Source organism: Bradyrhizobium sp. AUGA SZCCT0169 (genome assembly GCF_018130085.1).
Classification (GTDB): domain Bacteria; phylum Pseudomonadota; class Alphaproteobacteria; order Rhizobiales; family Xanthobacteraceae; genus Bradyrhizobium.
Window position 1 is genome coordinate 173047 of record NZ_JAFCMC010000008.1, and the last position, 13526, is coordinate 186572.

The window sequence follows — 13526 nt, forward strand, 5'->3', positions numbered from 1 at the left end:
TGCCCACCCTACAAGCTACGCCACCGGCCGGTGCGCGCGCAGGAACGAGCGGATCTGGCGTACCGCGAGCGGTATCCGCTCCTTGGGCTCCTTCCACGGAAACATGCTGACTTCAGCGTTCGGCGCCAGCATCGCCGACTCCATCGCGACCGCATAAGGGTGCGCCGGGATATCGTCGGGCAGGATCAGCACCGGTGTCCTGCACTGGCGCACGAAGTCGCGTGTCACCGTGAAGACGAAGTCGGGATTGGTGCGGTACATCCTGGTGAGGAATTTATCTGTTGTCTCCGGGGTGATGTCCGGCCGCTGCTTCAGGAGCTCCGGCGCCCAGCCTTTGGTGTTGTTGTCGTAGAACAGGTCCCGCATCTCGGGACGCGAGCCGGACGGCTGCGCCAGCACGGCAGCGACGACGCGATCGGGCGCGCGCTTCAGCAGATTCCAGATCAAGGGGCCGCCGATGCAGAAGCCGAGCACCATGAACTTGTCGATGCGAAGATGATCCATCAAGCCAAGATGGTCGTCGGTGTGGGAATCCCAGGGCCGGTCGATTTCGAGCGGGCCGGAAGATTTCCCGGTATTAGCGTTGCGCAAATCGGCCGCGATGCAGCGGTACTCGCCCTTGAACTCCTCGAAGGAATCGAACGGCGGATAGCTGCCCGACAGGCCCGCGATCGTCGAGTTCAATCCGCCGCCGGCGATCATTAGCAAGGGATAACCGGAGCCGGCTTCCTCATAGTGGATACGAACGGCGCCTTTTTCGAAAGTCGGCATGGGGTTTCCTCGGTTCGGATTTTTACTTCGTAGGGTGGGTTAGCGTAGCGTAACCCACCATCTTTGTCGGGCCGCACCAAAGGCGGATTACGCCTTCGGCTCCAATCCGCCCTACAGCGACAAACTACTACGATGCCTTGGCCGGCTCGCCGATCTTGTCCTGCGTCTTCGTATCGAAATCGCTGGCCTCATGCCGCTCGTGCAACTGGCTCGCCGGATCGCCCGAGATCCGGTTGACCATGCGGCCGCGCTTCACCGCCGGGCGTTTTGCGATTTGATCGGTCCAGCGCTGCACGTTCTTGTATTCGTGCACCGACAGGAATTCGCCGGCGCCATAGACGAGGCCCTTCGCGAGCGCGCCGTACCACGGCCAGGTCGCCATGTCGGCGATCGTGTATTCGCTGCCGGCGAGATACTCATTGTCGGCAAGCCGCCGGTCGAGCACGTCGAGCTGACGCTTCACTTCCATGGCGTAGCGGTCGATGGCGTATTCGATCTTGGTCGGCGCGTAGGCATAGAAGTGACCGAAGCCGCCGCCGAGAAACGGCGCACTGCCCATCTGCCAGAACAGCCATGACAGGCATTCCGCCCGCGCCTCGCCGCCGGCCGGCAGAAAGGCCCCGAACTTTTCGGCCAGATGCATCAGGATCGCACCGGACTCGAACAGCCGGATCGGCGTCGGCCCGCTGCGGTCCATCAGCGCCGGGATTTTGGAGTTCGGATTGACCGCGACAAAGCCGCTGCCGAACTGGTTGCCGTCGATCTTGATCAACCACGCGTCATACTCGGCGCCGCTGTGGCCCGCGGCCAGCAGCTCCTCGAACATGACGGTGACTTTCACGCCGTTCGGCGTCGCCAGCGAATAGAGCTGAAACGGATGCCGGCCGACCGGCAGTTCCTTGTCATGCGTGGGACCGGCGATCGGCCGGTTGATGCTGGCGAAGCGGCCGCCGCTTTCCTTATTCCAGGTCCAGACTTTCGGCGGCACATAGGCGGTGGGGTCGGTAACAATTTCGTTCATTCGTGTTGGCTCCAGGCTTCTTGTCGGCCGAGTCACGTGAGGGGCGATCTGCCGCGCGGCGGAATTACAATGCGACTGTCTGGTATACCTTGGGGCTGTCGCCGCCAACCGCAAGATGCTGCATGGCAGCCCAACAATTCCCGTGGCGGTCCGCGTCGGGTCCATGTTACGGTTTCGCATCGGCACCGCAAGACAACAAAAATGCGGGCCTCTCAGGGGAATGGGCTGTCCTCGTCATCATCGACGAGCCGACCGAGGGGCTCGCCCCAAGCTGGTCGACCAGGTCCCTGCTCGACGAAATGCGCGCGCCGCGGCACCGCTATTCTTCTGGTGGAGCAGAAACTCACCATCGCGCTGAAGATTTCCCGCCGCCTCTATGTGATGGGCCACGGCCGCATCGTGTTCGAGGGAACGCCGGCGGAGCTTGCCGCCAATGCCGGCGTGCGCAAGGAGTGCTGGAGGTTTAGGGGGCAGCTTCCCGCCGGCCGGATTATCCGAACAGCCAGGACTTCGGATTGACGATCGGCTTGTGCTCGATGCTCAACAGGCCGCCCTTGACGATGCGGATGAGTGACCAGATGAACCACCAGGCAACAATCGGCAGGCCAATCAGCACCAGGGAGAACGGAATGCCGATCGCAAGGTACAGCAGTCCGATCCAGAAGGTCCTGATCTGAAACCGGAAATGCGATTGCATCACGGGGTCGGTATCGTCGACCTTCACATACGCGATGATGAGACCCATCAGCGCTGTAATCCCGGTGAAATATCCTACGCCGTAAAGTACGTAGACGGCTCCGGCGACGATATTGTCCGAGGCGATGGGTCGCTGGGTTTCGTAAGAAAGTGACATGGCCGCCTCTGTTGCCACTGATATCGTGGAGCTCTGCGAACGCCCTTTGGTCGCGCCTGCCATGGTCCAGGTTCATAGCGTAAAAGTCCTTAGGCGCGGCAGAGTTGTACTCGGAGCAATGCTTCTGTGGCTGGCTTGGTCACGATCGGCCATAGTGGATGGATCGCACCCAAGAGATCATCCCAAATGCTTGCCTCGCAACGCGCTTTGTTCGAGATACCGCGCCAGATTTGCTACCTCAACGCCGCCTCCTACAGCCCCTTGCCGATCCGAACTCTGGAAGCCGGCCGCGCCGCGGTCGGGCGCAAGGGCACGCCGTGGACGCTGCCGGCTTCCTTTGCCAACCAGCAGAACGAACGTGCGCGCGCGGCTGCTGCCCGGCTGATCAATGCCGAGCCATCCGATATCGCGCTGACCCCCTCGATCAGCTACGGCGTCGCGACGGCAGCAAAGCTTTTGACCATTCCCCGCGGCACGCGCGTGATCGTGCTGGAAAGCGATCACTCCTCCCCCGTGCTGGAATGGCACGCGCGAGCGGATGTGCAGGGATTTACCGTCGAGACGGTTCGACAACCCGAAGACGGCGACTGGACGTCGGCGGTGCTGGCCGTGATCGAACGATCGGGTGCTGCGCCGGTCAGCCTCGCCTCGATCTCCTCGGTGCACTGGTCGGACGGCGGGCTGATTGACGTCGACAAAGTGAGCGCGGCGCTCAAGGCGCGCGGCGCGATGTTCCTGATCGACGCCACGCAGGGCGTCGGTGTGCTGGCGATGGACGTCAAGCGTCTCGATCCTGATTTCGTGCTGTTCCCGACCTACAAATGGGTGCTCGGGCCTTACGGCCGCGCCTTTCTCTATGTTGCAAAACGCCATCAGAGCGGCATTCCGCTGGAGCAGACCTCAGCCGGCCGCCGCGACGTGCGCGCCGAGAATTCGGTCTACTTCACCGATCTCAATTACGTGCCCGATGCGCGCCGCTTCGACATGGGCGAGCGCGACTATTTCATTTCGATGGAGATGGCGTCCATTGGTATGGAAATGCTGGCCGAATGGGGTGCAGCGGCCGTGGTGCAGCGGCTCGCGATGCTGACGGAGCGGATTGCGGAAGGCGTGCGCGGCATCGGCATCAGCGTGCCGGATGGGCGGCTGCGTGCGCCGCATATTCTGAGCCTGGCGTTCAAGGGCGGGATGCCGGCGGGACTGGTCGAGGGGCTGGCCAGCGACGGCGTCTACGTCGCACCGCGTTTGGGGCGGCTGCGGATATCGCCGCATGTTTACAATGACGAGGCGGATGCGGATCGGTTTGTGGAGGTGTTGGCGCTGCGGTTGCGGGGATAGCTCCTCTAACTCCAATCGTCACCCTGAGGTGCAAGCGTCAGCGAGCCTCGAAGGGTGGTTGGTAGAGTGCAAGCGGCTCATCCTTCGAGGCGCGCAAGTGCGCGCACCTCAGGATGACGCGGCGCGTTTCTGCGCAGGCTCCGCGCCCGTCATCGCAAAGCCCTCGTAGCCCTTCGCCGCGACGTCGTCGCAGATCTGCCGGTACGGCCCGACGCCGCCGATATAGGGCATGAAGATGCGCGGCTTGCCGGGGACGTTGGCGCCCATGTACCAGGAATTGGCCTGCGGATAGAGCGTGGTGTAGGCGACCTCGTTGACGTGGGCGACCCAGTTATCCTCGGCTTCCTTCTTGGCTTCCATGGCCTCGAAGCCGCGGTCGCGCATATAGGTCACGCAGTCGGTGATCCAGTCGACATGCTGCTCGATCGAGACGATCATGTTCGACAACACCGACGGGCTGCCGGGACCGGTGATGACGAAGAGATTGGGAAAGCCGGCGCTCATCAAGCCGAGATAGGTGCGCGGCCCCTCGGCCCATTTCTGGTTCAACGTCTGGCCGTTGCGGCCGCGAATGTCGATCTTGGCAACTGAACCCGTCATCGCATCGAAGCCGGTCGCCAGCACCAATGCATCGACTTCGTAGTCCTTGCCGCCTGATCGTACGGCGTTGGCCGTGATTTCCTTGATCGGGTTGGACTTGATGTCGACCAGCGTCACGTTCGGGCGGTTGAAGGTCGAAAAATATTCGGTGTCGATGCAGATGCGCTTGGAGCCGATCGGATGGTTGTTCGGCTGCAGCAGCTTTGCCTTCTCGGGGTCCTTGACGATTTCGGCGATCTTCTCGCGGACGAAATTTGCCGCGGTGTCGTTGGCGGCCTGATCGAGCGCGAGGTTGTTGTAAACAGACATGAAGGTGAGCCCGCCGCGACTCCAGCGCGCTTCGTATTTGGCGCGGCGCTCGTTGTCGCCATCATCGAGCGCGCCGCGATCGGGCATCTCGGTATAGATGCCGTTGCGCGATTCCGTGCGCGCGAACTGCCTGACTTCCGGATATTTGGCGCGGAACGCCTGCCGCTCTTCCTCGGTCAGCATGGCGTTGCGGGCGGGAATCGAAAAATTCGCGGTGCGCTGAAACACCGTGAGGTGGCTCGCCTGCTCGGCGATCACAGGCACCGACTGGATGCCCGACGATCCCGTGCCGATCACGCCGACGCGCTGGCCGGTGAAATCGACGGTTTCATGCGGCCAGTGACCGGTGTGATAGACCTTGCCTTCAAAGCGATCGAGACCCCTGATCTCGGGCATCCGCGCGTTCGACAGGCAGCCGGTGGCGAGCACCACGAATTTTGCAATGACGGCCTTGCCGCCGGATAGCGTGACCGACCACAGGTTGGTGCGTTCGTCGTACTCCGCGCGCTCCACCACGGTGTTGAACTGGATGTCGGGACGGAGACCAAAACGGTCGGCGACGTGATTGGCGTATTTCAGAATCTCCGGCTGCCGCGCGTAGCGCTCGCTCCAGTCCCATTCCTGCTGCAGCTCTTCGGAGAACGAATAGGAATATTGCATGCTCTCGACATCGCAGCGCGCCCCGGGATAGCGGTTCCAGTACCAGGTGCCGCCGACGCCATCGCCCTGCTCATAGACCCGCGCTGAAAACCCCTGCCCGCGCAGTTTATGCAGCATGTACATGCCGGCAAAGCCTGCGCCGACCACGACGACGTCGTAGCTCTCGGCAGCTTTCCCGGAAACGGATGGCGATGCGGTCATGGACACTCCCTTGCGAATTCTTGATTTGCCGGACAGCATTCTCTCGATAGCGCCAAAGCGCAAGACACAAATCGGCGGTCTTGCTTTGCATATTTTGCGGCGTGGAATGTTCGTCCCTCATGATCGAAGAGCGCTTGGCATCCCAGCCCCCGATGGGCTAGCGTCAGGTCAATACGGCAAACAAAAACAAACAACGAGCGGCGTCAAAGCCACCCCAGGGAACGGATACGACCATGAAATCCCCGATCTGCGACATGCTGGGAATAGAATTTCCGCTGCTGGCCTTCAGCCATTGCCGCGACGTGGTCGCCGCCGTCAGCCGCGCCGGTGGATTTGGCGTGCTCGGCGCGACCCGCTTCTTGCCGGAGACGCTGGAGCAGGAACTGAAATGGATCGACGACCACGTCGACGGCAAGCCCTACGGCATCGATGTGCTGATCCCGGAAAACATCTCGACCGCTGGCGAGAAGAACCTCACCTGGAAAAGTCTGGAGAAGCGGGTTTCGCAAGAGCATCGTGATTTCACCCGCAATCTTCTGAAGAAATACAACATCGAACTCACGACCGAGAGTGTCGCCGACAACCAGCCACAGCCGTTTGACGCCGAGATCGCGCTGGAGTTGCTCGACGTTTCCTTCCGTCATCCGATCAGGCTGATCGCGAACGCGCTCGGCGTCCCGCCGAAGGCGATGATCGAGATGGGCCGCAAGCACAACGTGCCGGTCGCCGCCCTCATCGGCTCCAAGGAGCACGCGCTTCGGCAGGTTGCGGCCGGCGTCGATATTTTGGTGGCGCAGGGCACCGAAGCCGGCGGCCATTGCGGCGAAGTTTCCACCATGGTGCTGGTGCCCGAGGTAATCAAGGCGATCAAGCCGATCCGCAACGTGCCGGTGCTGGCGGCGGGCGGCATCATGACCGGGCACCAGATGGCCGCCTGCATGGCGATGGGCGCGGCCGGGGTCTGGACCGGCTCGGTGTGGCTGGCGACGGTGGAGTCCGAGACCTCGGAAATCTTCCGCGAGAAGATGATCGCGGCGTCCTCGCGCGACGCCATCCGCTCCAAGGGCCGCACCGGCAAGCCCGCGCGGCAGTTGCGCTCGGTATGGACCGATGCGTGGGACCGCGGGCCTGACAGCCCCGGTGCGCTGCCGATGCCGCTGCAAAGCATCATCAGCCGCGACGCCTTCAACTCGATCGACCGCGCCGCGGCGGCCGGCAACGTCCAGGCGCGCGACCTCGTCAGCTATTTCGTCGGCCAGGGCGTCGGCCTGATCGACAGCGTCAAATCCGCCGGCGCGGTGGTGCAGGAATTCAAGGAAGATTTTGTCGACGCGGTCGAGCATATGAATGCGTTGATGGAGGAGTGATATTTCTCCTCATGGTGAGGAGCGCGTCTTCGCGCGTCTCGAACCATGAGGCCCGTGGCCCATCCTTCGAGACGCCGCTTCGCGGCTCCTCAGGATGAGGACGTTGCCTAGCCCTGAAAGAGAAACAAGAAAATGTCGAAGACTCCCGAAGACCGCATTCCCGTCATCGTCGGCGTCGGCGAAATCGTCGACCGGCCAAAGGACATCGCCGCCGGGCTCGAACCGCTCGCGCTGCTGGAACAGGCGCTGAAGCGCGCGGAAGCGGACAGCGGTGCAAAACTGCTCGGCGAACTCGGTTCGCTCGACGTCGTGAATTTCCTGAGCTGGCGCTACCGCGATCCGGAGAAGCAACTCGCCGAGCGGCTCGGCGCGAAACCTGCGCATTGCTATTACGGTCCGGTCGGCGGCGAGAGCCCGATCCGCTATCTGCATGAAGCAGCAAAACGCATCGCGCGCGGCGAATGCAGCGTGGCGGCGGTGTGCGGCGCCGAGGCGCAATCCACCGCAACAAAAGCCCAGCGGGCCGGTATCGATCTGCCATGGACGCCGTTTGCCCATGACGTCGAGGAGCCGAAGCGCGGCGCGGCGTTCCAGAAGCCGATGGCTGTGGCGCTCGGCGTGTTCCGCCCCATCACGGTCTATCCGCTATATGAATCCGCGACCTCAGCGCATTGGGGACAGACGCCGCGCGAGGCGCTCGCCGAATCCGGACAACTGTGGTCGACTTATGCGCGCGTGGCGTCGGAGAATCCCAATTCCTGGCTGAAGAAAAACTTCACGCCGGACGAGATCACAACGCCGACGCCGGAAAACCGGCTGATCGCCTGGCCCTACACCAAGCTGATGGTGGCCAACCCAACCGTCAATATGGGGGGCGCGATCCTGATGACCTCGCTGGCAAAGGCGCGCGCTGCCGGCGTGGCCGAGGACAAGCTGATCTATCCTTTGGGCGGCGCATCGGCGGAAGAGCCGCGCGATTATCTGGTGCGCGACCAGTTTTTCGAGAGCCATCCGCAGAATGCCGTGCTCAACGCCGTAATGGACCTCGTCGGGGGCGACGGCAAAAAATTCGACGCGATCGAATTGTACAGCTGCTTCCCCTGCGTGCCCAAGATGGCGCGCCGGACGCTCGGCCTCGGCCCTGACGTCAAACCCACCGTCACCGGCGGTCTCACTTTCTTCGGCGCTCCGCTCAACACCTATATGACGCATGCGGCCTGCGCGATGGTGAGGAAGCTGCGCGAGGGCGGCACGCTTGGCCTGCTCTACGGTCAGGGCGGCTTTGTCACCAAGCATCATGGCCTGGTGCTGTCGCGACAGGCGCCAAAGCAGGCTCTGGCGCAGGACACCAGCGTGCAGGCCGAGGCCGACCGCCGCAAGGGCGCCGTGCCCGAGTTCGTCACCGAAGCCACCGGCAAGGGCAAGGTCGAAAGCTTTACCGTGATCTATGGCGGCAAGGGCGATGTCGAGCACGGCGTGGTGATGATGCGCACGGCCGGCGATGCGCGCGCCCTGGCGCGGGTGCCGGCGCACGACAGCGCGACGCTGGCGCACCTGCGCAACATGGAGCGCACGCCGGTGGGTTCGGTGGGGGAGATCGTCACGACCGGTGATGGCGTGCTGGAGTGGCGGGCGGGGTAGAAATTCCACCGTCATGGCCGGGCTTGTCCCGGCCATCCATGTCTTTGTAACTCGAACGAAAGTAAGTCGTGGATGCCCGGGTCAAGCCCGGGCATGACGAACGAGAGACTGTCGTCTCCGCCCCCTACCCCTTCACGTCCTGCTTTTCCGATGCCGTCGTGGGCTTGCCCTTGGCGTCGGCGCCGACGACGCGGACCGGGTCGCCGTCGGCGATGCCGTCCGGCGGCGCGGTGATGATGCGGTCGTCGGGGGTGACGCCGGAGGCGAGTTCGATCTCGCGGCCGAGATCGCGGGCGATGGTAACGGTCTTGAACAGCACCTTGTCGTCGGGACCGACGGTCGCGACCCGCAAACCGTCCTTGTTGAAGATCAGCGCGCTGGAGGGAATATGCAGCGGCACGGCGTCGCGTTCCAGCGGCAGGCGTACATTGGCATAGGCGCCGGGCATCAGTTCACCGCCGGCATTGTCAAGCGCCAGCTGCATGCGCGTCGTCCCCGAGGAGACATCGACCGACTGCGAGGATGCTTCCACGGTCGCCGCAAAAGTCCGGTTCGGATATTCCGGCATCGTCAGCACGGCTTTCGCGCCGATCCTGACGGCGGGAACGTAGCTCTGGGGCACGTTGACATAGACGCGCAGCTTGGTGATGTCAGACACCACGAACATCGCAGGCCCCGAACCGCCGCCGGCATTGATCAGCGCCCCGACATCGGTTTCGCGCGCCGTGACCACGCCATCGAACGGCACGGTGATCTTCTTGTAACCCGCCAGCGCCTCCAGCCGCTCGACATTGGCGGTGCCGGAATTGACGGCGGCTTTCTTGTTGGCGAGGTCGGCGGTGCGCTCGTCGATTTCCTGCATCGAGACGAAGTTCGAGGCGAGCAGCGTCTTGCGCCGGTTCAGCGTAGCCTCTGACAGCCGCGCGCTCGACTGCTGGCTGACGAGATCGGCCCTAGCCTGCAGCAATTGCTGATCGAGGTCGGGCGCCTCGATCTCCGCGATGACCTGGCCTGCCTTGACCTTGGCGCCGATATCGGCGCTCCAGCTTTTCAGGTAGCCGCTGACGCGCGCGAAGATCGGCGCCCGCGAGTAAGCTTCAAGACGGCCCGGCAGGTCGATGGTGGGATTGAGCGCGCGGGCATTGGGGAATGCGACGGCGACGCTCGGAACCGCCTGGTTGTCGGTCCATTCGCGCAGCTTCGAGCCGGATTCCTCGCGCGCCCGGATGCCGGTGGCGACGATCAGCCCCGCCCCAATCAGCGCCACGACCCCGAATAGGCCCAATTTCCGGCGCGATACCGGCGGGCGTTGTTCAGTGGTCATGCGGGCTCTCCGGTGCGGCGTCGGCAATGACGCCCTGTTTCTTGTGTACCATACTGAACACCACGGGAACAAACATCAGGGTGGCGATGGTGGCGAAGATCAAGCCGCCGATCACTGCCCGCCCGAGCGGCGCGTTCTGCTCGCCGCCCTCGCCGAGTCCGAGCGCCATCGGCGTCATGCCGATGATCATCGCGAGCGCCGTCATCAGGACCGGGCGGAAGCGGACGAAGCCGGCTTCCAGCGCCGCCGCGATGGGATCGCCGAGCTCTTCATAACGTTCGCGGGCAAAGCTGATCACCAGCACGCTGTTGGCGGTGGCAACGCCCATGCACATGATGGCGCCGGTCAGCGCCGGCACCGACAGCGTGGTCTGCGTCGTGAACAGCATCCAGACGATGCCGGCAAGGGCCGCGGGCAGCGCCGTGATGATCACGAACGGATCGGACCAGGACTGGAAGTTCACCACGATCAGGAAATAGATCAGCACCACGGCGGCGAGCAGCCCGAACAGCAAGCCCGAAAACGCGCTGTTCATGGTCTGCACCTGGCCGAGCAGCACCACCGAACTTCCTTTTGGCACATCCTTCGCCGTCTCCGCCATCGCGGTCCGGACGTCGGCGGCAACCGCGCCGAGGTCGCGGCCCTGCGGCGTCGCGTAGATCTGCACCATCGACTGGATGTCGTATTGCGAGACGACGGCGCTGGAGGCCGAGCGCCTCACGTCCGCGATGCCGCCCAGGATCGGCGCCTGCGGATTGCCGGTCGCCGTAATGGGTAGCGCCTGCAGGGCGCTGAGCGAATCCATCTTGTATTGCGGCGTCTGCATCACGATCGAATAGGACACGCCATTGTCGGGGTTGAGGTAGAAAGTCGGCGCGACCTGCGAACTGCCGGCGAGATTGACCACCAGGCTGTTGGTGACGTCGCGCTCGGTCAGACCGACATATTGCGCCCGGGTGCGGTCGACATCGATGTTGAAGGTCGGTGCGTTCGGCGATTGCTGGATGCGCGCGTCCGCGATGCCGGGAATGCGGCGGATTTTGCTCAGCAGCTTGTTGGCATAGTCGAAGTTCGCCTTCATGTCCGCGCCGCGGATCTGCAGGTCGATCGGCGCCGGCGCGCCGAAGTTCAGGATCTGGCTGACGATGTCGGCCGGCAGGAACGAGAAGTTCATGCCGGGAAACAGCCGCGGCAATTGCTCGCGCAAAATCTGGACGTATTCGTCCGTCGGCCTGTGGCCTTCCCTGAGCTTGATCTGGATGTCGCCGTCGGCCGGTCCGATCACGCCGGTGTTGTTGTAGGTCATGTTGATGCCGGAAATCGGCATGCCGATGTTGTCGGTCAGCGTTTCGATCTCGCCGGGCGGAATGATCTTGCGGATCGCCTTCTGCACGTCGGCGAGCTGGTTGGCGGTCTCCTCGACGCGGGTGCCGACCTGGGTGCGGACATGCATCAGGATGTTGCCGGCATCGACCGCCGGGAAGAAGTTGCGGCCGAGATACGGCACCAGCAGGAACGACAGCGCGACCAGGGCGAGAAAGCCGGTGACGAACAGCGGCCGCCTTGCCAGCGCCATCGACAACAGATCGTGGTAGCCGGCGCGAATCCGCTCGAACCGCGCCTCGAAGGCGCGCTGGAAGCGCACCAGCGGATTGCGCGTCGGCGGCCGCCCGCCCTCATGATGGACATGCGGCTGGAGCAGATATTTCGCCATCGTCGGCACCAGCGTGCGCGACAGCAGGAAAGACCAGATCATCGCGAACATGACGGCTTCCGCCATCGGCACGAACAGGAAGCGCGCCACGCCCTGCAGGAAGAACATCGGCACGAACACGATGCAGATGCACAGCAAAGAGACGAAGGCCGGCGTCACGATCTGGTTGGCGCCATCCAGGATCGATTGCTCGACCGGCTTGCCCTGCTCCAGATGGTAGTTGATATTCTCGATGGTCACGGTGGCGTCGTCGACGAGGATGCCGACCGCCAGCGCCAGCCCGCCGAGCGTCATGATGTTGAGCGTCTCGCCGATCGCCGACAAACAGATGATGGCGCCCAGCACCGACAGCGGGATCGAGACGGCGATGATGACGGTCGAGCGCCAGCTGCCGAGAAACAGCAGGATCATGACGCTGGTCAGGAGCGCGGCGATGACGCCTTCGACGGCGACGCCCTCGATGGCGCCGCGCACGAACACCGACTGGTCGCCGATGAAGCCGATCTTCAGCGCGTCGGGCAGCGAATCCTTGACCTCGGTCACCTTCTGCTTGATGCCGGCAATGATATCGAGCGTCGAGGTCGCGCCCGCCTTCAGCACCATCATCAGCACCGAACGGTTACCGTCGACGTGCACGATGTTGGTCTGCGGCGGATTGCCGTCGCGCACGGATGCGACGTCGCGAACATAGACCATCGCGCCGTTCACCGCCCTGATCGGCAGGTCGCCGAGCTCTTCCATTCGAAGCGGCGAGTTGTTGAGCTGGATGGTGTATTCGAACTGGCCGATTTTCTGGGTGCCGACCGGCGTGATCAGGTTCTGCGCGGCGAGCGCGTTGGCGACGTCCTGCCCGGACAGGCCGCGGGCCTGCAGCGCGGCGGGATTGAGGTCGATCTGCACCTGGCGCTGTTTGCCGCCGAACGGATAGGGAATGGCCGCGCCCGGCACTGTCACCAGCGGGGTACGCAACTGGTTGATGCCGATATCGGCGAGGTTTTGTTCGGTCAGCCCCTCACCGGACAGTGCAACCTGGATGATCGGAACGGTGGAGGCGCTGTAATTGAGGATCAGCGGCGGGGTCGCGCCGGGCGGCAACTGCCTGATCATCGTTTGCGAGATCGCCGTCACCTGGGCGTTGGCGGTGCGGATATCGACGCCCGGCTGGAAGAAGATCTTGACGATCCCGATGCCGGTGTAGGAATTGGCGACGATGTGCTCGATGTCGTTGACGGTGGTGGTCAGCGCGCGCTGAAACGGCGTGATGATACGCCCCGACATCTGGTCCGGCGGCAGGCCGGTATAGTTCCAGACCACGCCGATGACGGGGATGCGGATGTCCGGGAAGATGTCGGTCGGCGTGCGCAGCGCGGCCAATGGTCCGATGATCAGCGCAGCAGGATCGCGAGCACAACGAAAGTATAGGGCCGGCTCAGCGCAATACGGACCAGTGAGACCATCTAGGAAGTATTCCCAACCGCTGCCGAGAGACGAGGATTGGCGCCCCTGCAGGCCAATTCATCGGGGCTGATTTACCCGAAAAAAGCCCAAAAGACCAACGCGGGCCGCGCATCAGGCCTTCACTTCCCCGGCATAGCTACTGGCTCAGGCCGGAGCACGCCGACCGGCCGGACGATAGGGTAGAACTACGGAGCCGACCCGCCGTTTCGCAAACGCAGGCAGTCAAATGCAAAAAGCCCGGCCCCTTCCGGAGGCCGGGCTTTCAGATT

General features: G+C 63.4%; 8 protein-coding genes and 2 pseudogenes. 4 read left to right on the forward strand and 6 right to left on the reverse strand.

The window, feature by feature from the left end; all coding sequences use genetic code 11:
- Positions 1 to 15: 15 nt before the first annotated feature.
- Together JQ609_RS12600 and yghU are read right to left on the reverse strand one after the other, a co-directional pair.
- Entirely contained in the window at positions 16 to 771 is a 756-nt protein-coding gene (locus JQ609_RS12600; RefSeq protein ID WP_212273650.1) for an alpha/beta fold hydrolase, read from the reverse strand.
- 127 nt (positions 772 to 898) lie between these two features.
- The gene (yghU, locus tag JQ609_RS12605) at positions 899 to 1792 is read right to left on the reverse strand and encodes a glutathione-dependent disulfide-bond oxidoreductase (RefSeq protein ID WP_212210700.1); all 894 of its coding nucleotides are present in this window, start codon (positions 1790 to 1792) and stop codon (positions 899 to 901) included.
- Between the two features lie 230 nt (positions 1793 to 2022).
- Here yghU and JQ609_RS12610 point away from each other — a divergent pair.
- Positions 2023 to 2311: pseudogene (locus JQ609_RS12610) on the forward strand (hypothetical protein); the annotation flags it as partial.
- On the opposite strand, the gene JQ609_RS12615 reads toward JQ609_RS12610, so the two are convergent.
- Positions 2283 to 2645: a hypothetical protein gene (locus JQ609_RS12615; RefSeq protein ID WP_212273651.1), complete on the reverse strand. Its 363-nt coding sequence runs from the start codon at positions 2643 to 2645 to the stop codon at positions 2283 to 2285. The pseudogene JQ609_RS12610 and the gene JQ609_RS12615 sit on opposite strands and share 29 nt — an antisense overlap.
- Positions 2646 to 2831: 186 nt before the next feature.
- Between JQ609_RS12615 and JQ609_RS12620 the strand changes: the two genes are divergently transcribed.
- A complete protein-coding gene (locus JQ609_RS12620) occupies positions 2832 to 3983 on the forward strand; it encodes an aminotransferase class V-fold PLP-dependent enzyme (RefSeq protein ID WP_212273652.1) in 1152 nt (383 codons plus the stop codon).
- A gap of 108 nt (positions 3984 to 4091) precedes the next feature.
- Here the strand turns inward: JQ609_RS12620 and JQ609_RS12625 are convergent, their stop codons facing one another.
- The gene (locus JQ609_RS12625) at positions 4092 to 5753 is read right to left on the reverse strand and encodes an NAD(P)/FAD-dependent oxidoreductase (RefSeq protein WP_212273653.1); all 1662 of its coding nucleotides are present in this window, start codon (positions 5751 to 5753) and stop codon (positions 4092 to 4094) included.
- Positions 5754 to 5986: 233 nt separating this feature from the next.
- On the opposite strand from JQ609_RS12625, the gene JQ609_RS12630 reads away from it, so the two are divergent.
- Together JQ609_RS12630 and JQ609_RS12635 are read left to right on the forward strand one after the other, a co-directional pair.
- The gene (locus tag JQ609_RS12630) at positions 5987 to 7120 is read left to right on the forward strand and encodes a nitronate monooxygenase (RefSeq protein WP_212273654.1); all 1134 of its coding nucleotides are present in this window, start codon (positions 5987 to 5989) and stop codon (positions 7118 to 7120) included.
- Between the two features lie 132 nt (positions 7121 to 7252).
- Positions 7253 to 8761, forward strand: a complete 1509-nt coding sequence (locus JQ609_RS12635) for an acetyl-CoA acetyltransferase (protein WP_212273655.1) — start codon at positions 7253 to 7255, stop codon at positions 8759 to 8761.
- 124 nt (positions 8762 to 8885) lie between these two features.
- Here the strand turns inward: JQ609_RS12635 and JQ609_RS12640 are convergent, their stop codons facing one another.
- Both JQ609_RS12640 and JQ609_RS12645 read right to left on the reverse strand, forming a co-directional pair.
- Positions 8886 to 10085 carry an efflux RND transporter periplasmic adaptor subunit gene (locus JQ609_RS12640; protein WP_212273656.1) on the reverse strand — a complete coding sequence of 400 codons (1200 nt, stop codon included), beginning with the start codon at positions 10083 to 10085 and terminating at the stop codon, positions 8886 to 8888.
- A pseudogene (locus JQ609_RS12645) lies at positions 10075 to 13256 on the reverse strand (efflux RND transporter permease subunit). The gene JQ609_RS12640 and the pseudogene JQ609_RS12645 overlap by 11 nt, the downstream one beginning before the upstream one ends.
- Positions 13257 to 13526: the final 270 nt, after the last annotated feature.

Bases quoted from the DNA above. Each gene is read 5' to 3' on its own strand.
- JQ609_RS12625 (WP_212273653.1), bottom strand. From the start codon at position 5,753: ATGACCGCATCGCCATCCGTTTCCGGGAAAGCTGCCGAGAGCTACGAC.
- JQ609_RS12600 (WP_212273650.1), bottom strand. From the start codon at position 771: ATGCCGACTTTCGAAAAAGGCGCCGTTCGTATCCACTATGAGGAAGCC.
- JQ609_RS12640 (WP_212273656.1), bottom strand. From the start codon at position 10,085: ATGACCACTGAACAACGCCCGCCGGTATCGCGCCGGAAATTGGGCCTA.
- yghU (WP_212210700.1), bottom strand. From the start codon at position 1,792: ATGAACGAAATTGTTACCGACCCCACCGCCTATGTGCCGCCGAAAGTC.
- JQ609_RS12635 (WP_212273655.1), top strand. From the start codon at position 7,253: ATGTCGAAGACTCCCGAAGACCGCATTCCCGTCATCGTCGGCGTCGGC.
- JQ609_RS12615 (WP_212273651.1), bottom strand. From the start codon at position 2,645: ATGTCACTTTCTTACGAAACCCAGCGACCCATCGCCTCGGACAATATC.
- JQ609_RS12620 (WP_212273652.1), top strand. From the start codon at position 2,832: ATGCTTGCCTCGCAACGCGCTTTGTTCGAGATACCGCGCCAGATTTGC.
- JQ609_RS12630 (WP_212273654.1), top strand. From the start codon at position 5,987: ATGAAATCCCCGATCTGCGACATGCTGGGAATAGAATTTCCGCTGCTG.